Genomic DNA, 22047 nt, shown 5'->3' with positions numbered 1-22047 from the left:
GGCGGCGCGATGCGCGTCAGGACGATACCACGCGCTGCGGGGCTCCGGCGAACTTCACGGGGTCGTGGCCAGGCCGATGGCCGATCGGCGCCCGTTGAAGGCGGCGAACGCCATCAGGCCGTGATTGCCCGAGATCACCACGCTGGGGTCAGCGGCCGGCGCCGCGGCGACTGGCCGGTTCCCGGGCAGCCGGCTCCACGTCGCCCCGTCCCAGGACGCCGCGTAGCCGATCGCGTACAGCGGGTTGTCACCCGCGGCGGGTGACTTCTCGAGGCCGGCGTACCACAGGGCCCAGTGGCCCCGGCCGGTGCCCTCGACCAGCCAGGCCAGGGCCGGCGCGGCCACCCCGACGTGATCGAAGGCGTCGGGATCGTCGACGCGGGCGGTCATGATGGGGTCCGGGTCCCGGACGAAGTCGTGGCCGTCGGTCGACCGGGCCACCCCGATGGCGCCGCTGGCGTCGACGAACGCCAGGAGCCAGTTCGCGCCGTCGTAGGCCGCCCCGGCGAGGTGGCGTTGGTCAGGATCGGCGCGGGCCACTTGGTCCAGGTGACGCCGCCGTCGGTCGAGTCGGCGCGGCCGATGCCGGCGCCGCCGGCGTAGAACATCACCAGCGTGCCGCCGTCGGCGATCAGCGCGGGCGCGCCGACGTGGCCCTCCTCCCACGACAGGTCGGGCTCGACCACCGACGCGAACGGGGTCGGCAGCTCGGTCAGGCTGGACAGCTCGGCCCGCCAGATCGAGGTGTCGCCGGCCGGCTCGGCGGCGCTCTCCCGGGTGACGAACGCCAGGTAGCCGCCGCCGCGGCGCGGCCACAGCGCCGGCTCGGTCAGCTCGAGCACCGGGTCGGTGGCCAGCCACGGCTCGTCGGCGGGGGTGGCGCTGTCGTACTCGAGTCGCTTGAACGGGCCGGCGCCGGTCGCGGGCAGATCGTCGTGGCCGCCGGAGCTGTCGTCGGCGAGGCCGAACCCGCACGCGGGCAGCGCGAGGGCGAGGGCGAGGGCGGCGGGGAGCGCGCGCATCAGAACCTCCACCGTGACATGACGCTGGCGGTGACGATCACGCCGGCCGAGCGATAGTCGCCGACCGGGTCGGCGGCGAGCAGCTTGCGGTGGTCGCGGCCCGGCAGCCAGGTGGCCGTGACCGCGACGTCGAACGAGATCGGCCGCAGCACGATGCCGCCGAGCCCGGCCTGGTCGACGCCCGCGCCGAGCGCGAGCGTGTGCTTGTCGTTGTCGATGAAGTTGGTCGCGCCCTGCTGGGCCGGCGCCGGCGACGGCTCGTAGGCGTAGCCGGCGCGCCAGCGGGTGGCGCCGCGGGTGTGCTCGACGCCGAGGCGGGGCACCGCGATGTCGTGGTAGTGCGGCAGCGGCAGGGGCTCCTGCGGCGGGATGTCGACGAGGTCCTGGAACTGCCCCAGGTCGAGGCCGATCTCGATCTGCGCCGCCGGGTTCTCGAACGCGCTCCAGCGGTGCCAGGCCAGGTCGAAGTCGACGGTCCAGCGCGGCGTCATCCGGGCCGCGGCGCCGACGGTGACCTGGGCCGGCTGGAACAGATCCTGGGCGCGCGAGCGCAGGTGCAGCGAGCCGTCGGCCACGACCGGATCGACGCCGGGCGTGCCGACGTCGCCGGTGATGTCGAAGGTCTGATCGATCTCGAGGCGGAAGCCGCCGCGGTACGACGCGCCGAGCGTGAGCCACGGCAGCGCCTCCCACGCGACGCCGGCCTGCGGGTAGCGGATGGTCTTGAGATCGACGTCGATCGCCAGGTCGAGCTGGCTGACGCCGGGGTCGGGGAAGCCGACCACGCCGTCGAGCGCGACCGTGCCCTGGGTGCTCGACATGTACGCGATGCCGGCGCCGAGGTAGACGCCGCGCGGCAGCGCCACGGCCATGTTCGCGGCGAGGAACAGCCGCTGCGGCCGGTTGTCGTAGAGCGCGAACCGCGGCTGCGCCGACGCCAGCGTGCGCGTGCGGGTGATGTGCTGGTCGGGCAGGAACAGCCCGGCGCCGACCGCGAGCCGGCCGCCGAGGAGCTGGCCGGGCACCGCCAGGCCGATCGCCAGCCCGCGCGACGCGTCGACGCCGGTGTCGTGGCCGTCGATGGTCAGGCGCGGCACCGCCAGCTGGTAGCCGACGTCGATGCGGATCGCCGACGACGCGGCCAGCAGCGCCGGGTTGTAGTAGGCGGCGCTGGTGTCGTCGGCGCCGGCCACCTGGGCGCCGGCCATGGCCTGGGCGCGCGCGCCGAAGCCGTACGCGTCAGCGGGGTTGGCGCGGGCCGCGGGCGCGGCCACGAGCAGCGCCAGCGCGGCGGCCCAGCGGGCGGCCGTCACAGGTCGACCCCGACGGTGAGGCCGCCGACGACGAGGTCGCCGCCGGTCGAGAGCACCGTGAACGGCACCTCGTCGCCGGGCCCGAACAGGGTGGCGTCCTTGCGGTGGCGCCGGGCCACGAGGTGGTGGAGCTGGACCCAGGCGTCGACGTGCAGCGGCAGCGCGCGGCCCGGCCACGCCAGCCCGACGCCAGCGGCGAGCTCGTGGCGGTGGTTGTCGAGCAGCGACTGCCGGCCCCGCATCTCGGGCGCCGGGCTCCACAGGAACGCGTAGCCAGCGCGCGCGGTCACGACCCCGCCGGCGGCCGGGCGCGCGTGCTCGATCGACACCCGCGGCACCGCGGTGTCGTGGAAGTCGGCCGGGCCCTGGGGCGCCGTGCCGGCGACCGGGTTCTCGGTCGGCAGCGGGAACGCGCTCCACCGGTGCCAGGCCAGGTGGCCGGTCAAGGTCGTCGACGGCGCCGGCCGCCACGCCAGCTCGGCCGCGACGATCAGCGGATCGTACTGGGCGGTGCCGGCGATGTGGATGATCGGCAGGGTCAGCGGCAGCGCCGCGCCGAGATCGCTCGTGACCTCGATGTCGTAGTCCGAGCGCGACGGCGCCCGCACGACCAGGCCGACGTCGGTGGTCGGCGAGCGGTGCCAGCGCGCGCCGGCGATCGGCGCGAACCGCGTGAGCAGGCGCTGCTCGCTCTGGGTCGTGAAGCGGCCGGCGCCGTCGATCGTGACGTCGATCGTGCCGCGCAGCACCGCGAGCGCGTTGACGCCGAGCCCGACCGACCAGCGCGGGGTCACGCGCACGCCGACCGCGACCATCAGCCCGACCACGAACGCGCGGCTCTCGAGCAGCGCGAACGTCGGCGTGCCGGGGAACGGCGCGCGCGCGCGGTTGATCGCCTGGGACGGCACGTAGAAGCCGAAGCCCAGCCCGACCCGATCGCGCAGCGCGCCGCCGAGCGGCATCGGCACCTGGCCGCCGATCGTGAGGCCGCGGGGGCTGGTCGTGCCGCTGTCCTGGCCGCCGAGCTCGAGCCGGAAGTCGCCGGCGAGGCCGCCGACGGTGGCGCGCTTGCGCGGGGTCTCGGCCAGGCCGGCCGGGTTGAGGTAGACCGCGTCGTAGTCGGTCGACGTCGCGACGCCAGTGCCGGCGAGGCCGGGCGAGCGGCCGCCGAACCCGAACAGATCGAGCGGCGACCCGGCCGCGCCGGTGGCCATCGCGGCCACGAGCGCAGCCCCCAGCGCGATGCGGCGGACCATCGCGGTGACGGTACCTCAGGTGATGACGGCGCGGCGATCCGCGGGCGCGCGATCAGCGGGTCCGCAGCGCCAGGTCGGCGCGGAGCCAGGTCTCGGCGTCACGTCTCGGCGTCAGGTCTCCGCCGGCGGCGGCGGCGGCGGCGTCGTCGGCGCCGGCGCGTAGGCGATCCGGCAGCTCGCGATCGCGCCGACGAGGTCGGCGGCGAGCGGCACGTCGACGGCGATCGGCGGGCCGCCCAGCGGGTGCGTCAGGCCCAGGTGCGCGGCGTGGAGCGCCAGGCGCGCCAGGCCGTGCTCGCTGCGGAAGATGCGGTTGTGCTCGCCCTTGCCGTACTTGACGTCGCCGATCAGCGGACACGAGATGTGCTTGCAGTGGCGGCGGATCTGGTGGAGCCGGCCGGTGCGCGGGCGGGCCTCGACCAGGGCGTAGCGCCCGAAGGTCTCGAGGCAGCGCAGCTCGGTGACCGCGTCGCCGCGCGGGCCGCCGACCTCGGTCGGGATCGCGTAGTCGATGACCAGGTGCGCCGGCGGGTGGCCGCGGGTGATCGCCAGGTAGCGCTTGTCGACGGTGCCCGCGGCGAACGCGTCCGAGGCCGCGCGCGCGGCCGCGGCGTCGAGCGCGAACAGCACCGCCCCCGACGCGCCGCGATCGAGCCGGTTGATCAGCCACACGTACGCGCCGACCAGATCGCGCACGCGCTGCAAGAGCGGCTCGTCGTCGTCGCCGCCGGCGGCCCAGCCGCGGTGGACCGCGACCCCGGCCGGCTTGTCGACCACGACGAACCGCTCGTCGCGCCAGGCGATCGCGACCTCGGCCACGTCAGGGCTGCGGCGCGGCGGCGGCCGGCGTCGGCAGGCCGAGGTGCGCGCGGAAGAAGTCGATCTGCCGGGTCAGGAGCGCGGCCTCGGCGGCGGGGTCGGCCACCATGTGGGTGCCCGACAGCGCGACGAAGTCGAACGGCTTGCCGGCCTTGAACAGCGCCTCGGCCAGCGCCAGCGTGTTGACCGCGTAGACGTTGTCGTCGGTGAGCCCGTGGATGAGCAGCAGCGGCACGCTCAGCTTGTCGGCGTTGACCACGGCGCTGGCGGCGTCGTAGGCCGCCGCGTTGGTGCTGGGCAGGCGCATGTAGCGCTCGGTGTACGCGGTGTCGTAGTAGCGCCAGTCGGTCACCGGCGCGCCGGCGATCGCGGCCTTGAACACGTCGGGGCGCAGCTCGGCGGCCATCGCCGAGAAGTAGCCGCCGAACGACCAGCCGACGACGCCGACCCGGGCCAGATCCATCTCGGGGTGGGCGGCGCCCAGCGCCTGCAGGATCTCGATCTGATCGTTCATCGGCACCGTGATCAGATCGCCGCTGATCACCCGCTCCCACGCGCGGCCGCGGCCGGGGGTGCCGCGCCCGTCGCCGCGCACGACGATGAAGCCGGTGTCGGCCAGCAGCTGATCCTTCCAGTACGCCCGCGGGTTGCTGGTCACGGTCGTGACCGTGGGGCCGGCGTAGACCTGCAGCACGACCGGGTACTTCTTGCCGGGATCGAAGTCGCGCGGCCGCACGACCGCGGTCCAGTAGCCGCTCGTGGCCCCGGTCACCGGCGCCACCTCGACCTGCGGCAGCGCCGGGCCGGGCTCGGCCACCGACGGCAGCTCGCCGGCGGCGGTGCCGTCGGCGCGCACGACCGTGATCGATCGGGCGCCGTCGGCGCCGTCGTGGACGAGCAGGCGCGTGCCGCCGCGGTCGGCGATCACGACGCGCTGCGAGCCGGGCGCGTCGGTGCGCTGGGTCAGCTCGCTGCCGTCGGCGCGCACGCTCCAGACGTGGCCCTCGACCGGCGTGCCGCGGGTGAACCAGATCTCGCCGGTCGCGTCGTCGACCGCGTAGCGGCCGTGGAAGTCGGCGTCGTCGCCGATCACCGTGGCCAGCGGCGCGCCGTCGGCGGCGTGGCGCACCAGCGTCCACGCGTCCTCGCCCTCGTGCAGCCACAGGAAGCTCTTGCCGTCGGCGGCCCAGCGCGGCCCGCCGACCGCGTTGACCCAGGTCGGATCCGACTCGGTCACGACCACCTTGGTGGCGCCGGTCCGGTCGTCGATCGTCAGCACGCGCAGCTCGGTCTGGGCGCGGTCGAGCACGACCAACGTCGGCGGCCCGTGCTCGGGCCACTGCACGTCGTGGACGTACGGGAACGCGGCGCGATCCCAGGCGACCTCGAGCGGCTTGCCGCCCTTGGCCGGGTAGATCGCGAGCCGGACGTCGGCGTTGTCGGCGCCCGCGCGCGGATAGCGGAACGGCGTCGGCGGCCGCTCGGGGTGCGCCGGATCAGCGACGTAGAGCGTCGCGACCTTGGCCTCGTCGGTGCGCTGGATCAGCAGCCGGTCGCCGGCCGGCGACCACCACGTGCCGGCGGTGCGATCGAGCTCCTCGGCGGCGGCGAACTCGGCGGCGCCGAACGACACGTCGGGGCCGTCCTTCCTGGTCAGCTTGCGCGGCTTGCCGCCGGCGACGTCGGTGATCCAGACGTCGCCGTCGCGCAGGAACGCCAGCCGGCGGCCGTCGGGGGACAGCAGCGGGCTGTCCGGGTAGCCGTCACCGGTCGCGACCGCGGTGGCCTTGCCGGTGGCGCGGTCGACGACGAACACCTGCGCGCCCAGCGGCACCAGCAGGCGGTCGCCGGCCCGGTTGGCGCTGACCGAGACGATGCCGCGCATGGTCATGCGCATGCGCTCGCGCTTGGCCTTCTCGGCCGCCGACAGCGCCACGTCGGCCGAGCTGACCAGGTCGGCCGCCGACGCCAGCTTGCGCGCCTGGCCGGTGGCGAGGTCGAACTCGAACAGCTCGGCCACGTAGTCGCGCGGGCCGGTGCGCAGGAACAGCACGTCGCCGTCGGGCAGGAGCGCGACCGGGCGCGGCAGGCCGAGGTTGAAGCTGCGGGTCGCCGCCAGCTCGGCGATCGCGTCGCGATCGATCGCGGGCGGCGGCGGCGGCGGCTCGCCGAGCTCGGTCGGGCCGGGCTCGACCACCACCGGGGTCGGATCGACGGCCGGGCACTGCGCGGCCGGCGAGTGGCCACCGCAGGCGGCGGCGACGAGGGCGATCGAGGCGAGGCGCTTCACCGCGGCAGTCTACGCCGGTCCCGCCGAAATGTTGCCAGGCGCGGGCCCCGCGCCGACGATCGGGCCATGCGTGCCACCAGCTCTCGCGCCGACGGCGACGTCCGCCGCCGGCGCAGCCAGGATCCCTCCCTCGCGCTCCACTTCCAGCTCGCGGCCTGCTGCGACGACGGTGAGGTCACCGCGATGGCCATGGCCGACGACGACGGCAACCCGCTGGCGCTGGCCGGCGAGTTCGGCGCGTGCCGCGAGGTCGCGAGCAAGCTGGCGCGGGTGGCCTCGCGGATCCACTCGGCCGAGTACATCGCCTACGGGCCCGGGCAGCGCTGGGACGTGTCGATGCAGCGGATCGCCACCGGCCAGGGCGACGTGATCGTGTGCGCCATCGGCGGCTCGTCCGAGGAGCGCAGGAGCCGCATCGGCCGCACCGCCGCCGCGGCCCAGCGGATCCTGCAGGCGTAGCCTCGAGCGATCGCGCGACCGTGCTCGACGAGCGGTCCAGCCGTGGTCGACCGCGATCTGCGGCCTCGGCATCGGCGACGCCACCGGGATCGGCCCGGCCGCGCCGAGCAGATCCACGCACCTGATCCGGCGATCGCCAGGCCGCCGTCGACCGGCAGCGCGACACCGGTGACGTAGCTCGCAGACGCCAGGAAGGTCACGGCGCCCCCGTCGGCCGCGCGCCGACGGCCGCGGTCACGGGCGGCGGGGCGTCAACCAGCGCAGCGGGCCGGTGGACGGCGCGGTCGGGACCAGCACGCGCCCGCGATCGTCGATGGCGAGGGCGTCGGCGCCGAGCGTGGTCACGACCACGCCGGCCGCGAGATCGACCACGTGCCGGCCGTACAGGAGCCAGGTCCCGGCCGCGTCGACGAACTCGGGCGGCGCGAGCGCGCCGGCGGTCTGGCGCTTGCCGGTCACCGTGTCGACCGTGACCGCCGCGGTCAGGCGGGGCAGCGTCACGTCGAGGTGCGCCACCGCGCCGGTCGCGTCGGGCGGCAGGCGATCGATCGCCAGGCCGGCCGGCGGCGCGCGCACGACGAGCTGGTCGTCGTGCCAGACCAGCGGGCTCTGCCAGGTCGAGAAGTCGGCGCCGGTGAGCAGATCGACGCAGCCGCCGCTGTTGCAGACGACCCGCTGGCCCAGCGTCAGCCGCTCGGCGATCGTGGCCTGCGTGTGCTGGGTGGTGCCGAGCGTGATGTGGACCCACTGCTGAAAGCCGGCCGGGCCCGCGACGACGTCGCGGCCGCCGCACTGCGCGAGCACCCGCGGCGGGCTGGCCAGCGCGGCGATCACCGTCGGCACGCACTCCTCGCCGATGACCACCTCGCCGTCGAGCGTGACCTGGCCCTGCGGCGTGAGCGCCAGCTCGGGGCCGATCCGGTCGACCGCCTCGGCCCCGGGATCGAGATCGACCGTCTCGGTGGGCGCGCCGGTGAACGCCGACGGCGTGTCGCAGCCGACGCCGCGAGCGGATCGCACCGCGCCGTGCTCGATCACCGCCCAGCGGCTGGTGCGCAGCCACACCGCCGACACCGCGCGCGCGGTCGCGATCGTCCGCGGCGCGGCGCCGCGATCGAACACCACCAGGTCCGACCCGCGCGCCACGACGACCCGCCGGCTGGCGTCGTCGACCGCCGCCGGCGCCAGCGGGCCGAGCACGCGCTCGGTCCGCGCCACCGCGTCGACGTGGACCACGGCGCCCGCGCGGCTCACGAGCACGTCGTGGGTCGCGGTCGCGAGCACCCGGTCGACCGCCAGGCCAGGGCCCGCGCCGACGCTCAGGTACGGCCGCGCCTCGGCGTCCTTGCAGATCGCGACCCAGCCGCCGTCGTCGGCCACGCCGAGCAGCCGCAGCGGCGCGGCCGGGCCGATCGCCCCGTCGCCGGCCTCGGGCGCCAGCGGCGTGGGCGCTCCCAGCACCGCGGCCGCGGGCCCCGCGTCGACGGCCGCCCGGGCGACCGCGCGCTCGCTCGGCTTCTTGCAGCCGGGCGCCGCGCTCGCGATGGCGAGCACCGCGGCGCTCGCGATCGTGCGCAGCCGGCCGGTCACGGCGCATCGTACCCCGGCGCGGCGGGTGGTCGGTGGTCCCGGCGGGGTGAACGACGTGGACGGCGTCACGCGCGCGGTCGTCGGCGCGCTCGGCGTCTCGCGCGGCGGCGGTCGCCTCGGTACGATCGACACCTATGCATCGATTCATCTCGCTCGCGCTCGTCGTCACGCTCGGTTGCGACTCGTCGGGAGGCGACGACACCACCGACCCGATCCGCGCTTGCACCGAGATCGACGCGACCGGGATCACCAGCGCCACGATCGATCAGCTCGTCGCCCGCTACCAGGGCCAGGCGTGCGTCGAGCCCCTCGCGGGCGGGATCAGCGGCCTGCTCCAGGAGTGCCAGTACGGCACGTCGTTGACGGTCTGCGGCGGCAGCTCGGGGCTGTCGCAGTTCGGCTGCTCCTGCAGCGGTGGACACCTGACGTGCAGCAACGGTGAGGCGATCAAGGAGGCGCAAGAGCGCCTGTGCGACGCCGGCGTCAACTGACGCCGCGGCTCAGGCGACCGGCGCGCGCCGCGGGCGGCGATCGATCTGCACCAGCTCGGCGGCCGCGCGGGCCGCGGCCGGGATCGGGCGCGTCGAGGGCCTCGACCACCAGCTCGAACGTGCCGTTGTCGAACGGCAGGCCGTCGGCGGCGGCGCCGGGCACCAGCCGCTCGCGCTGCCCGCGCTTGGCCAGCGTGCGCGCGCGGAAGTGGCAGTACGGGTTGTTGCCGGGCCGGCCCAGGATCGCGTGGGCGGTGAACGTGCACCCGCCCAGGCAGTCCTCGGCGAAGTCGCACGTGCGGCAGAAGCCCCAGAGCGCGTCGACGGTGCGGCCGCGGTTCCAGGTCAGCTCGGGCGCGCCCCGCCAGATCTCCGCCAGCGGGCGCTCGCGCAGGTTGCCGCCGACGTAGTGCGCGGTCTGCAGCGACGGACAGCCCTTGACCGCGCCGTCGCTCTCGATGCCCATGACGTACTTGCCGGCCTGGCACCCGCGCCAGTGATCGCGATCGTCGGGCCGCAGCGAGCGCAGGAGCGTCTCCTCGGGGCCGAAGTACCCCAGGTTGTTGCCGGGCATCAGCGTGATGCCGTCGGCGCGGGCGGCGCGCTTGAGCGCGGCGATGCGCGGCACGACGTCGAGCAGGTCCCACGGCTGCAAGATCATCGCGACCCGGTCGGCGGCGCGCCCCAGCGGGGCGGTCAGCTGCACCTGCCAGCCGACGATGCCGCGCGCGCGCAGCGCCGCGTACAGCCCCTCGAGGTCGCCGCGGTTGAGCCGGTTGACGTTGGTGTTGGCGGTGATCGCGACGCCGGCGGCGCGCAGGTGATCGAGCGCGGCCATCGCGCCGGCGTAGCTGCCGCGCAGGTGGCGCATGCGATCGTGGGTGGCCTCGAGCCCGTCGACCGACACCGACGCCTGGCGGAGGCCGGCCGCGGCCATCGCGGCGGCCAGCTCGGCGGTGACGCCGCGGCCGCCAGTGGTCAGCCCGACCGTGACCCCGCGGCCCGCGAGCGCGCGGACCACGTCGAGGAAGCCGTCGTGCAGGTAGGCCTCGCCGCCGATCAGGATCACCTCGCGGGTGCCGGCGTCGGCCAGCTGACCGGCCACCGCCACGGCCTCGGCCGTCGACAGCTCGCGGTCGCGCGCGACCCCGGCCCGGGAGCCGCAGTGGGTGCAGGCGTGGTCGCACGCGAGCGTCAGCTCCCAGACCGTATAGATCGGCGCGTGGGCCGTGCGCACCACGTCGAGCCGCCGCCGGTGGCCCGTCGTCGTCACGGCGGGTCGACCGCGATCGCCTTGGGCGTCGGCGTCGGCGTGGCCGCGGCCTCGTCGGGGTCGGTCGCGACCGCGGCCGGCGCGGGCGCGGGCGCGCTGGGGTCGCGCCAGCCGTCGACCCCGTCGCAGTTCTGATCGACGTTGTCGCCCTCGAGATCGGCCGCGCCGGGGTACACGTCGACCCGGGTGTCGTCGCAGTCGGTGGGCTCGGTCACGCCGTCGCCGTCGCCGTCGCGGCTGTCGTCGCCGGGGCCGTACGGGCGCATCATGCCGTAGCAGGCCATCAGCGTGACCAGCGCGGTGCCCGCGCACGCGGTCCGCACCAGCCACCGCCCGGCGCCGCGGGCCCGGCTGGGCCGGTCGCAGTGGGGGCAGCGCCGCCGCGCGGGTGGGATCAGGCCGTCACAGTGGTCGCACGCGCGCAGGCTCATGCCCGCTCAACGGTCAGCATGGCCCCGAGCTTACGCCGTCCGGCGGCGTCGCCGCACCAGGATCGCGGGCCCGAGCTTGCGCCGACCGGCGCGGCCGCACGCGATCGCGGCCCCGCCTCACGCCGTCCGGCGGGGGCGCCGCACGAGGATCGCGGCGGGGAGCTCGCGCCCGTCGCTCGAGGATCGCGCCCCGAGCCTACGCCGTCCGGCGGCGTCGCCGCACCAGGATCGCGGCGCTGGCCAGGCCCAGCAGCAGCGCGCCCCGGGGATCGGCGCCGGTCGAGCAGCAGCCGCCGTCGCCGTCGTCGACCGTCGGCTCGAGCACGCAGTCGGCGGCGCAGCCGTCGCCGTCGACGAGGTTGCCGTCGTCGCAGGTCTCGGCGCCCTCCATCGTGCCGTTGCCGCACACGGGCACCAGCGGGCCGGTGCCGGCGGCCATGACGCAGAAGTCGTCGATGTTCCAGCCGCCGAACTCGACGCCTTCGTCGCTGGCCATGTGGAAGTCGATCCGGACCGAGCCGTCGGTCGCCGCGGCGCTCACGTCGATGTCGACGTCGCGCCACTCGCGATCGAGCGCGTGGGTGGTGCCGTTCTCGTCGGGGCTGGCGTAGTTGCGCCAGACCTCGACCCCGTCGGCCTTGACGATCGCCTCGTCGAAGAAGCCGTCCTCGACGGTGAGCCAGCGCTTGAACTGCACGCGCACGCCGGTGTAGCCGTTGACGTTGATCACCGGCGACGACAGCGTCTCGATCGAGTTGCGCGGGTACAGGCCGTTGGAGCGCAGGTCCTGACCGACGATGTTGGTCCCGCTCGCCGCGACCAGCGGGTCGCCGTTGCTGGCGTTGCCGTTGGCCGGGCCCCACTGCCAGTCGTCGCCGGCCGAGGCCGCGCTGTGGGTCCAGCCGGCCGCGAACGGATCGCTCTCGAAGTCGGTGCAGTACACCGGCGTCAGCGGGCCGACGTAGTACTCGTAGTAGCGGTCGGCCTGGTTGTCGGGGAAGCGCAGCATCGCGCCGCTGGCCATCGTCGCGACCACGCGGTACTCGACGACGGTGCCGTCGGGCTGGGTCGGGATCGCGCCGGTGAAGGTGGTGCCGGTCGCGGTCATCGCCAGCGCCGCGTCGTTGCCGCCGGCCACGCGCCAGACCAGCGCGACGTTGCCGACGACCGGCGCGGCGCAGCCGCCGACGCTGGCCACGGTCAGCGTGATGACGTCGCCGGCGCGGGTCGGGCGGCCGACGCCGAACGTGCTCGTGCCGTCGACCAGGCCGTGGGGCCCGAACGCGGCGTCGATCAGGCAGCGGTTGGGGGTGCCGTTGGCGAGGTTGCCGTCGTCGTCGTCGGCCGCCAGCACCTCGGGGTAGGTCGTGGGGATGTCGTCGGCGCGCTGCAAGGTCGCGTAGAACAGGTCGTCGGCGCGGCGCTTGCCGAGGGCGGCGCCGTACTCGGCGATCATCGCCTTGCGCACGTCCCAGAGCGCGCCGGCGATGATCAGCCCGGTGGCGTGGGGATCCGACGAGATGTTGGTCGGCCAGTAGTACTCGCCGCCGTTGGGGTCGATGTCGCGGAGCGCCGCGTCGGTGCCGACGAAGAAGCCGCGGCCCATGCCGGGATCGTCGGTGGTGGTCGCGGCGAGGTAGTCGGCGATCCCCTCGGACATCGCGCTGTCGAAGCGGCCCGCGCCGGGGATGATCGAGTTGTCGTGCAGCGAGTGCCCGAACTCGTGATAGATGACGTCGGGCAGGCGGCCGGTGTTCTCGCAGCCGCCGCCGGCCTGGAGGAAGTGGATCGCGTCGCCGTCGGAGTAGGCGTTGCAGTCGCCGCCCTCGTTGACGACGACCGGCATCTGGTTGGCCAGCCAGGACATGCCGGGGTTGAGCTCGGCCAGGCCGAACGACTTCATCCGGCTGGCGTGGACGAAGCCGGTGAGCTGGGCGTCGAGGCGCGCGTTGGTCGGCGCGGCCCACAGGCCGGTGCCGTCGGCCGGCACGCTCAGCATCGTCGTCGCGGCGCTGGCGCCGTCGTCGAACACCCGCACCCGCGGCCCCGCGAGCGCGGTGGTCACGGTCACCGGGCCCGCGCCGGTGAACATGAAGCCGCCGTCGTCGTCGGTGGTGGTCGGCGCGCCGGCGACGTTGATCGTCGCCCGCACCGCCGGGAACGCCTGGCGCGCCGCGCCCGGGTGCCGCACCGGCGTCTCGTACTGGAGCGCGCCGTTGGCGAACCGGAGCAGCTGGGCGCGCGCGATCGGCGCGCCGGTGACCGCGTCGACGTAGACGTCCCAGCGGGCGCGCGGGCTGGCGAGGTCGAGCGTGACCACGCGGGCGACGCGGTGCTCGACCGCGGCGGCGCCGTCGGCGGGATCGCGCACGATCGGCAACACGACCACGTCGCCCACGGCGAGCACCGTCGGCGCGGCGCCGTAGATCCCGGCGATCCACGCGATCGCCTTGGTGGTCGCGGCGGCGCCGTCGACCGGCGCCCGCGGGATCGCGACCGCGACGCCGGGCTGCGCGCGCGAGCCCAGGACGATGATCCGATCGCGCTTGAACAGGAAGCTGACGCCGCCGCCGACCACCGGCACGCCGTCGAACACCTGCGTGAAGCTGACCGTGCGCATCGCGTCGCCGCGGCCGTGGGTGACGTTGGCGGCGAGCCGCCAGTGCTCGCGCTTGGTGCCGGGCGCGAGCAGCCCGAGCTGCTCGTCGAGCAAGGCCCGCGCGGCGGCCTCGGCGATGGCCGGGTCGGCGTTGGCGCCGGGCGCGGCGATGCCCTCACCCCAGATGCGCGCCGGCACGCCGGTGTGCTCGTCCCACAGGCCCTGCCAGCTGCCGTGGGCGGCGGTGAACGCCTTCCACGCCGGGGCGCCGGCCGCGGTCGGGCGGCGCTGGGTGTGCCGCACCAACCGACCGGGGCCGCCGTCGGCGGTCTCGAGCGGACGCTCGTGCAGGTAGTCCGGCGTGCGCACCGCCCCCGCCTCGCGGGCGACGAGCAGGGTGGGCAGGGCGAGCGCGAAGATCGACAGCCGACGGAGCATCCCTGCCTGTGTCGCGTGTTATCGCACCACCCGCAACCGGGACAAGCTGACACATACCGGCCGGATCGCCGCGCCCGGGCGTCAGATCTGCAGGCGCGCCCCTGCACCCATGACTTCATGAACGATCTCATGGGCTAACGAGCGTGATCGGGACCACGCCCGCACCCCGATCACGCCAAGGCCGCGGAGCCCGCGCGACCCGCAACACTGGGGACCGGCTCCTACCGGCTCCTACCCTCCATCCCCTCGAGATCAAAAGGGAATTCCGGCGTACCGCGTCCGAAAAAGGGACAGGCTCCTACCCTCCATCCCCTCGAGATCACAAGGGAATTCCGGCGTACCGCGTCCGAAAAAGGGACAGGCTCCTACCCTCCATCCCCTCGAGATCACAAGGGAATTCCGGCGTACCGCGGCCGAAAGGCCCCCACCCCCCCCCCCACCCCCCGGACGGCCGCCCCGGGACAGGCTCCTACCCTCCATCCCCTCGAGATCACGCAGGAATTCCGGCCTACCGCGTCCGAAAAAGGACAGGCTCCTACCCTCCATCCCCTCGAGATCAAAAGGGAATTCCGGCGTACCGCGTCCGAAAAAGGGACAGGCTCCTACCCTCCATCCCCTCGAGATCACAAGGGAATTCCGGCGTACCGCGTCCGAAAAAGGGACAGGCTCCTACCCTCCATCCCCTCGAGATCACAAGGGAATTCCGGGCTACCGCATCCGAAAAAGGGACAGGCTCCTACCCTCCATCCCCTCGAGATCACGAAGGAATTCCGGCCTACCGCGGCCGAAAAAGGGACAGGCTCCTACCGTCCATCCCCTCGAGATCACAAGGGAATTCCGGGCTACCGCATCCGAAAAAGGGACCGGCTCCTACCCTCCATCCCCTCGAGATCACGAAGGAATTCCGGCCTACCGCGTCAGAACCGGGGACCGGCTCCTACCCTCCATCCCCTCGAGATCACGAGGGAATTCCTGGATGCCGCGGCACCGGAATCCGGAGCCCGATCCGGCCTCGGAACCAACCTGATCCCACCCGCCACTCGCCACCTCGCCACCTCACCTCGTCCGCGACCCCGCGCGGGTCACGGGCGTCGTCGTCTCACGCCTGGGCGGCGATCGACTTCGACTTGCCGTTCTTGCTCGCCTTCGCCACGCCGTTGCCGCTGTGGACCGCGTCCTTGAGCGCGTCGAGCTTGGGCGTCTTCTCCCACGTGAACTCCGGCTCCTCGCGGCCGAAGTGACCGTAGGCGGCCGTCTTCTTGAAGATCGGGCGGCGCAGGTCGAGCTCGGCGGTCAGCATGCCCGGGCCGCGCGTCGAACACGCGCGACACCGCGGCCGAGAGCTGCTCGTCGGACACCACGCCGGTGCCGAACGTCTGCACCAGCATCGACACCGGCTGGGCCACGCCGATCGCGTACGCGAACTGCACCTCGCACCGGCGCGCGAGCTTGGCGGCGACGACGTGCTTGGCGATGTAGCGCGCGAAGTACGCGGCCGAGCGGTCGACCTTGGACGGGTCCTTGCCCGAGAACGCGCCGCCGCCGTGGCGAGCCATGCCGCCGTAGGTGTCGACGATGATCTTGCGGCCGGTGAGGCCCGAGTCGCCCTTGGGCCCGCCGGTGACGAAGCGCCCGGTCGGGTTGATGTGGAACTTGGTCGCCTTGGTGATCAGGCTCGCCGGGACGATCGGCTTGATGACGAGCTCGCGGATCGCCTCTTCGATCTGCTTGTTCGTGATCTTCTTGCCGTTCAGCTTGTCGGCGTGCTGGCTCGACACGACGATCGCCTCGACGCCGACCGGCTGGTCGTCGATGTAGCGGACCGACACCTGGGTCTTGCCGTCGGGGCGGAGGAAGTCGACGCCCTGGGTCTTCTTCTTGCGGACCTGCGCCAGCCGGTACGCGAGCTGGTGCGCGAGCTGGATCGGCAGCGGCATCAGCTCCTTGGTCTCGTCGCAGGCGTAGCCGAACATCAGGCCCTGGTCGCCGGCGCCCTGCTTGGCCACGTCGCCGCGATCGACGCCCTGGGCGATGTCGGGCGACTGCTGCTCGAGCGCGACCATCACGCCGCAGGTCGCGGCGTCGAAGCCCATGTCCGAGTCGGTGTAGCCGATCTCGGCGACGGTCTTGCGCACGATCGACGGGATGTCGACGTAGGTCGAGGTCGTGACCTCGCCACCGACGAGCACGAAGCCGGTCTTGGTGAAGGTCTCGCACGCGACGCGCGCGTTGGGGTCATCGGTGAAGATCGCATCGAGGACGCCATCCGAGATGGCGTCGCACATCTTGTCGGGGTGACCTTCGGTGACGGACTCGGAAGAGAACAGGTGGCTCGCCATGGGTGGCCGGGGTTATACCGAGGTGACCGGGGGTGTCAACGCACACGATCGTCCGTCGGTCGATCGCGGTCGGGCCCCCAAGCGCTCGCGTCGCGGGCTCGGCACCTGTACGATGACCACGATGCGCCGGTCGCTGTGTCTGGCCCTCGTGCTGGTCGTGGGGGCTGCGTGCGGAGGGCATCCGCCGCCGCCGCGCCGAGGCGTGGCCGAGACCTCGATCTCGGACTGGCAGTTCCGGCGGTTCCAGGAGGTGCTCGACATCGAGGTCTGGGTGCCCGAGAACAAGGCGGTCGCCTACGCCGGCACCTACGTCCACGGCGCCGCCGAGCACCGCGGCAAGCTCGAGGACGACGACCTGGTCAACGTGTTCGTGACCCGGTACGAGCGCGACGACGGCGTGGTCCGCGCCACCGTCAAGTTCGCCCGGCGCCTGGCCCAGGAGGCCGGGTACACCGTCGAGGAGGACAAGATCGACGGCGTGCGGGTGCTGCGCCTCGACGGCAACGGCGAGCTGTGGGCGCTGTGGTCGGCCAAGGGCCACGTCGTCAAGGTCGGCGGCCGCGGCCGCACCAAGCTGCCGGGCAATGTCATCGAGTACTACGGCGACCGCTACCCGTCGACGGTGCCGGCCGGCGCCCTCGAGGGGCCGCTGCCGGCCGGGCCCGACCAGGTCAAGCCCGTCGACCCCGACGCGCCCTACGATCCCGACGCGCCGACGCCTGACTGGGAGACCTACGATCCCAACAAGACCAAGGTGCCAGCGCGCAAGGACGACGAGTAGCGCCCGGGCAGCGGGGCGGTCGACGCGGCGGCCCTGGTTGGCGCGCGCGGCCCTGGCGACGCGGCGGATCGACGCGGCGGGACGGTCGACGCGGGCCGGTCGACGCGGGCTGGCGACGCGGCGGATCGACGCGGCGGTCCGAGCGACGCGGCGGGACCGTCGATGCGCCGACGCGGCGAGTCTACCCGCCGGCCGCGTCCCCGCCGGTCATCGGCACGAACCGCACCGCGAACACCGGCCGCTCGACGATGCGATCGTCCTGCGCGCGCAGCACCAGCCGCAGCTCCTGATCGAGCGCGGCCGCGCCCACCGGGATCACCATGCGGCCGCCGCGCGCGAGCTGGGCGACCAACTCCGGCGGCACCGTCGGCGGCGCCGCGGTGACGAGGATCGCCGTGAACGGCGCGGCCTCGGGCCAGCCGGCCCAGCCGTCGCCGACCCGCAGGTGCAGGCGATCGTCGCCGAGGCCGAGCCCGCGCAGCGTCGTCGCCGCGTGCGCCGCCAGCACCGGATCGATCTCGATCGACCACACCTCGGCGCCGAGCGCGACCAGCACCGCGGCCTGGTAGCCCGAGCCGGTGCCGATCTCGAGGACGCGTGACGTCGGCCCGATCCCCGCCAGCTCGGTCATCGCCGCCACGATGAACGGCTGGCTGATCGTCTGCGCGCGCCCGATCGGCAGCGGTCGATCGTCGTAGGCGTACCCGACCAGCTCCGCGGGGACGAACGCGTGGCGCGGCACGGCCGCCATGGCCGCGAGCACGCGCTCATCCGTGATGTCCGGCGCCAGCTGTCGCCGCACCATCTCGGCGCGGGCCCCGGCCAGCGCGACGTCGGCGCGATCGCTCACCCGTCGACGGTACACCCGGACCGCACCCCATCGCCGGGACGCGCCGTCGCACCTGCGCCGACGGCGGCGCCGCTCCCCACCTCGGGCCCCGTCGTCGGTGCGCGTCGCCTGCCCACCCACATCGCGCGCATCGAGATCGCTCGCTCGACGGCGCGAGCGCTGCTGCGGCGATGTTACGTTGCTCGCCCGGAGGCTTGATGAGTCCTTGGTCCAGGTCGTGTGCTCTCGGTGGCGGCGTGGTCGCGCTCCTCATGGTCGCGTGCTCGACGAGCGGCGACCCGCCCGCGGTCGACGCGACGGTCGCCGCGTCGGCGCCGTCCGTGGCGACGCCGACCGCGCCCCTGGCGCAGGCCGCGCTCGCGCGCAACCTCGTCGCGCAGTCGCTCGACGACGACGGCCGGCCGCGGTTCCTGCGCGCGACCCGGCGCTGGATCGCTCGCCCGGGCGCCAGGCCCGAGATCGCGGCCCGCGGGTTCGTCGACGAGCTCGCCCCGATCTGGGGCCCGCGCCCGCCGGCCGATCTCGCCGTCGACGCGGTCCACGCGCTCCGCGGCGGCGCGACGATCGTGGCGCTGCGCCAGGAGGTCGACGGCGTCCCGGTCTGGCACGGTCGGATCAGCGTGCTGCTCGCCGCCGACGGCGCGCTCGAGGCCATCGGCGGCACCCGGGTGCCGCGCGGCGCCGGCGCGCGCGCCGGCTTCGTCCTCGACGCCCGCGCGGCCACGACCATCGCGGTCGCCGATCGCTTCCCGGCCGACGCCGAGCTCGGCCCGTCGCAGGCGCTGCGCGCGCTCGTCCCCGACGGCGGGCGCCTGGTCGCGACCTGGGTCGTCGAGGCCTACGGCGCGCCCGCCGGCAGCACGGACGCCCGGCTGTGGCGGGTGTTCGTCGACGCGGCCACCGGCGCGGTCGCGCGCCGCGAGGACCTCACCGTCGACGCCGCGTTCACCTACCGGGTGTTCGCCGACGCCGACGCCGCCGGCCAGCCGTTCGACGGCCCCCAGCAGAGCTTCGTGCCGCACCCGACCGGCCAGCCCGACGGCAGCCAGCCCGCGTTCGTCGCGCCCAACCTCGTCTCGATGGAGGGCTTCAACAGCAACCCGGCCGGCGCGGTCGACCCGTGGCTGGCCGCCACCGCGACCACCACCACCGGCAACAACGTCGACGCGTACGCCGATCTCAACCCGCCCGACGGCTTCGGCGGCGCCGACCTCCGGGGCACGACCACGGGCGTGCGCACGTTCGACCGCACCTACGACACCGCCCAGGCGCCGACGGCGTCGACCGACCAGAGCCGCGCCGCCGCGACCCACCTCTTCTACGTGAACAACTGGCTCCACGACTGGTGGTACGACTCCGGCTTCGACGAGGCGGCCGGCAACGCCCAGGTCGACAACTTCGGCCGCGGCGGCGTCGGCGGCGATGCGATCAACGCCGAGGCCCAGGACAACAGCGGCACCAACAACGCCAACATGTCGACGCCGTCCGACGGGATGTCGCCGCGCATGCAGATGTACTCGTGGAGCGGCGTGTCGACGCACACGCTCACGGTGACCCCGGGCGACCTGGCGATGGCGAACGCGACCGCGGCGTTCGGGCCCCAGGTGTTCGACCTGACCGCCACGGTCGTCGTCGCCAGCGACGCGGCCGGGGAGGCCTGCGGCGCGATCACCGGCGCGAACGGCCACATCGTCCTGGTGCGGCGCGGCACCTGCAGCTACGCCCTGAAGGCTGGCAACGTCCAGGGCGCGGGCGGCGTCGGCATGATCGTCGTCAACAACGTCGATGGCACCGCCAACATGGGCGGCACCGGCGCGATGCTGCCGCCGGCGTTGATGATCAGCCCGGCCGACGGCGCCGCGCTCGAGGCGCTGATCGCCGCCGGCACGACCTCGGCCCACATGGTCCGCGGGGCGGTCGGCCCCATGCGCGACGGCGATCTCGACACCGCGGTGGTCGCGCACGAGTGGGGCCACTACCTCCACCACCGCCTGGCCCCGTGCGGCGCGAGCCAGTGCGCGGCGATGAGCGAGGGCTGGGGCGACTTCGTCGGGATGATGACGGTCATGCGGCTGACCGACGATCCGCACGGCACCTACGCGATGGGCGTCTACACCGGCGCCGCGTCTGGCGACGCGTACTTCGGGATCCGGCGCGCGCCCTACAGCACCGACTTCACCAGGAACGGCTTCACCTTCCGCCACATCGCGCAGGGCGAGGCGCTGCCGACGACGTTCCCGATCGCGTTCGGCGGCAACAACCAGGAGGTCCACAACGCCGGCGAGGTCTGGACCGCGATGATGTGGCAGGCGTACGTCGGGCTGATCGACAAGGACGGCGCGGCGATCGCGCGGCGCGAGATGACCGACTACGTCGTGGCCAGCCTCCAGCTCACGCCGAGCGACGCCACGTTCACCGAGGCCCGCGACGCGCTCCTGGCCGCGGTCCAGGCGATCGATCCCACCGACACGATGACCGTGGCCCAGGCGTTCGCGCTCCGGGGCGCCGGCACGTGCGCGGTGTCGCCGGCGCGGACCTCGACCAGCTTCGTCGGCGTGGTCGAGGACTTCACGGTCAGCGGCAAGCTCGGCGTCGGCCCGGTGACCGTGACCGACGGCGGCGTCAGCTGCGACAGCGACGGCATCCTCGACGCCGGCGAGACCGGCGCGCTGGCCGTGACGATCATCAACGGCGGCGTGGCCCCGCTGACGGGCACCGTGGTCACCGTCTCGACCACGACCCCCGGCGTGACCATCGTGAACCCGAGCCGCGTGGCCGCGCCGGTGGCCGGGCTGGCCAGCTCGATCGAGTCGTTCACGATCCGCATGGACCCGACCGTGACCGCAGCGACCCCGATCGCGATCGCCGTGCAGCTCGAGAACCCCGCGGCGTGCACCGCCATCGCCACCGCCGCGGTGACGGTGCGCGCCAACTACGACGTGCTGACCAACGCGTCGGCCACCGACGACGTCGAGGCCGACCAGACGGTGTGGACCCAGACCGGGACGACCGGCGTGTGGAGCCGCGAGCTCCTCGGCACCAGCAACGGCTGGCACGGCCTGGACACGGCCTCGCCCACCGACGGGCAGCTGGTGTCGCCGCCCCTGGCCGTGGGCACCGCCCCGCTGACCCTCACGTTCTCCCACCGCTTCGACTTCGAGTGGTCGGGCGGCACGTACTGGGACGGCGGCGTGATCGAGCTCTCGACCGACGGCGGCGGCGCCTGGGCCGACGTGACGACCTTCGGCGCCAGCCCCGGCTACACCGGTATGCTCACCGACACCAGCGGCAACTCGCTGGCGCTGCGCCAGGCGTACGGCCGCCGCAACGCCGCCTACCCCGCGCGCGACACCGTCAGCCTCGACTTCGGCACGCAGTTCGCCAACCAGACGATCCAGCTCCGGTTCCGCATCGGCACTGACGCGGCCGCGGGCGGCGAGGGCTGGGAGCTCGACGACCTGGCCTTCATCGGCCTCACGACGACGCCGTTCCCCGTGCTCGCCGCCGAGGGGCCGACCTGCCAGGCGGCGCCGACCGTCAGCGCCGGGCTCGATCGGACCGTCTTCGCCGGGAGCGCGGTCGCGCTGGCCGGCACCGCGTCGGATCCCAACGGCGATCCGCTCACGCTGGCGTGGACCCAGACCGGCGGGCCCGCCGTGACGCTCGCCGGCGCGACGACGCTCACGCCCAGCTTCACCGCGCCCATGACGCCGACCGCGCTGACCTTCCAGCTCGCCGCCGCCGATCCGTTCGCGTCCGCCACCGCGAGCGTGAACGTGACCGTCGTCGACGCGCCGCCCATCGACGCCGGCGTGCCCATCGACGCCGCCATCGACGCCGCCGTGCCGATCGACGCCGGCCCCGCGGACCCCGACGCCGGGCAGGCCGATCCCGACGCCGGGCAGGCGACCGGCGACGCCGCCGCCGCGCCCGACGCCGCGTCCACCGACGGCAGCGCCGACGGTGGCTGCTGCTCGACCGGCTCGACCGGCGCCCCCGGCTCCGCCGTCCTCGCGATCACCGCCCTCGGCCTCGTGCTGCGCCGCCGGCGTCGGGGACCCGCTCGGCCCGCCTGAATCAGCGCGGGGCGTCGGCC

General features: G+C 74.4%; 15 protein-coding genes and 1 pseudogene. 4 read left to right on the top strand and 12 right to left on the bottom strand.

Annotated features, from left to right (window positions below; genetic code table 11):
- Nucleotides 1–54: 54 nt before the first annotated feature.
- From IPL61_25955 to IPL61_25930, 6 genes are all read right to left on the bottom strand, one after another.
- Nucleotides 55–390: a hypothetical protein gene (locus tag IPL61_25955; GenBank protein MBK9034669.1), complete on the bottom strand. Its 336-nt coding sequence runs from the start codon at nucleotides 388–390 to the stop codon at nucleotides 55–57.
- Nucleotides 387–1022: a hypothetical protein gene (locus IPL61_25950; protein ID MBK9034668.1), complete on the bottom strand. Its 636-nt coding sequence runs from the start codon at nucleotides 1020–1022 to the stop codon at nucleotides 387–389. Before IPL61_25950 ends, IPL61_25955 begins: the two co-directional genes overlap by 4 nt.
- On the bottom strand, nucleotides 1022–2335 hold the full coding sequence (locus IPL61_25945; protein ID MBK9034667.1) for an outer membrane protein transport protein: 1314 nt from the start codon (nucleotides 2333–2335) through the stop codon (nucleotides 1022–1024). The genes IPL61_25950 and IPL61_25945 overlap by 1 nt, the downstream gene beginning before the upstream one ends.
- On the bottom strand, nucleotides 2332–3591 hold the full coding sequence (locus tag IPL61_25940; GenBank protein ID MBK9034666.1) for a hypothetical protein: 1260 nt from the start codon (nucleotides 3589–3591) through the stop codon (nucleotides 2332–2334). The genes IPL61_25945 and IPL61_25940 overlap by 4 nt, the downstream gene beginning before the upstream one ends.
- Nucleotides 3592–3702: 111 nt before the next feature.
- Nucleotides 3703–4395, bottom strand: coding sequence for a pseudouridylate synthase (locus IPL61_25935; GenBank protein ID MBK9034665.1), 693 nt, complete (start codon nucleotides 4393–4395; stop codon nucleotides 3703–3705).
- A 16-nt stretch (nucleotides 4396–4411) separates the two neighbouring features.
- A complete protein-coding gene (locus IPL61_25930) occupies nucleotides 4412–6700 on the bottom strand; it encodes a S9 family peptidase (GenBank protein ID MBK9034664.1) in 2289 nt (762 codons plus the stop codon).
- A 66-nt stretch (nucleotides 6701–6766) separates the two neighbouring features.
- Here IPL61_25930 and IPL61_25925 point away from each other — a divergent pair, with 66 nt between their 5' ends.
- Complete coding sequence (locus tag IPL61_25925; GenBank protein MBK9034663.1) at nucleotides 6767–7159, top strand: hypothetical protein; 393 nt, start codon at nucleotides 6767–6769, stop codon at nucleotides 7157–7159.
- A gap of 234 nt (nucleotides 7160–7393) precedes the next feature.
- Here IPL61_25925 and IPL61_25920 read toward each other — a convergent pair whose 3' ends face one another.
- Complete coding sequence (locus tag IPL61_25920) at nucleotides 7394–8749, bottom strand: hypothetical protein (protein MBK9034662.1); 1356 nt, start codon at nucleotides 8747–8749, stop codon at nucleotides 7394–7396.
- Nucleotides 8750–8883: 134 nt separating this feature from the next.
- On the opposite strand from IPL61_25920, the gene IPL61_25915 reads away from it, so the two are divergent.
- Nucleotides 8884–9240: a hypothetical protein gene (locus IPL61_25915; protein MBK9034661.1), complete on the top strand. Its 357-nt coding sequence runs from the start codon at nucleotides 8884–8886 to the stop codon at nucleotides 9238–9240.
- On the opposite strand, the gene IPL61_25910 is transcribed toward IPL61_25915, so the two are convergent.
- The 4 genes and pseudogenes from IPL61_25910 to IPL61_25895 form a co-directional block, all read right to left on the bottom strand.
- Entirely contained in the window at nucleotides 9233–10513 is a 1281-nt protein-coding gene (locus IPL61_25910; protein MBK9034660.1) for a radical SAM protein, read from the bottom strand. The two genes, IPL61_25915 and IPL61_25910, sit on opposite strands and share 8 nt — an antisense overlap.
- A complete protein-coding gene (locus IPL61_25905; GenBank protein MBK9034659.1) occupies nucleotides 10510–10944 on the bottom strand; it encodes a putative metal-binding motif-containing protein in 435 nt (144 codons plus the stop codon). Before IPL61_25905 ends, IPL61_25910 begins: the two co-directional genes overlap by 4 nt.
- Before the next feature lie 196 nt (nucleotides 10945–11140).
- Nucleotides 11141–11440: a DUF4215 domain-containing protein gene (locus IPL61_25900; protein ID MBK9034658.1), complete on the bottom strand. Its 300-nt coding sequence runs from the start codon at nucleotides 11438–11440 to the stop codon at nucleotides 11141–11143.
- Nucleotides 11441–15080: 3640 nt separating this feature from the next.
- Nucleotides 15081–16320, bottom strand: a pseudogene (locus IPL61_25895) (methionine adenosyltransferase).
- A gap of 121 nt (nucleotides 16321–16441) precedes the next feature.
- On the opposite strand from IPL61_25895, the gene IPL61_25890 reads away from it, so the two are divergent.
- Nucleotides 16442–17101, top strand: coding sequence for a hypothetical protein (locus IPL61_25890; GenBank protein MBK9034657.1), 660 nt, complete (start codon nucleotides 16442–16444; stop codon nucleotides 17099–17101).
- 181 nt (nucleotides 17102–17282) lie between these two features.
- Here IPL61_25890 and IPL61_25885 read toward each other — a convergent pair whose 3' ends face one another.
- Nucleotides 17283–17906, bottom strand: coding sequence for a protein-L-isoaspartate(D-aspartate) O-methyltransferase (locus tag IPL61_25885; protein ID MBK9034656.1), 624 nt, complete (start codon nucleotides 17904–17906; stop codon nucleotides 17283–17285).
- Nucleotides 17907–18187: 281 nt separating this feature from the next.
- Between IPL61_25885 and IPL61_25880 the strand changes: the two genes are divergently transcribed.
- Nucleotides 18188–22027, top strand: a complete 3840-nt coding sequence (locus tag IPL61_25880; protein MBK9034655.1) for a M36 family metallopeptidase — start codon at nucleotides 18188–18190, stop codon at nucleotides 22025–22027.
- Nucleotides 22028–22047 lie beyond the last annotated feature (20 nt).

Source organism: Myxococcales bacterium, from assembly GCA_016717005.1.
Taxonomy (GTDB): Bacteria; Myxococcota_A; Polyangia; order Haliangiales; family Haliangiaceae; genus UBA2376.
This window is presented reverse-complemented; position numbering and strand designations above follow the sequence as displayed.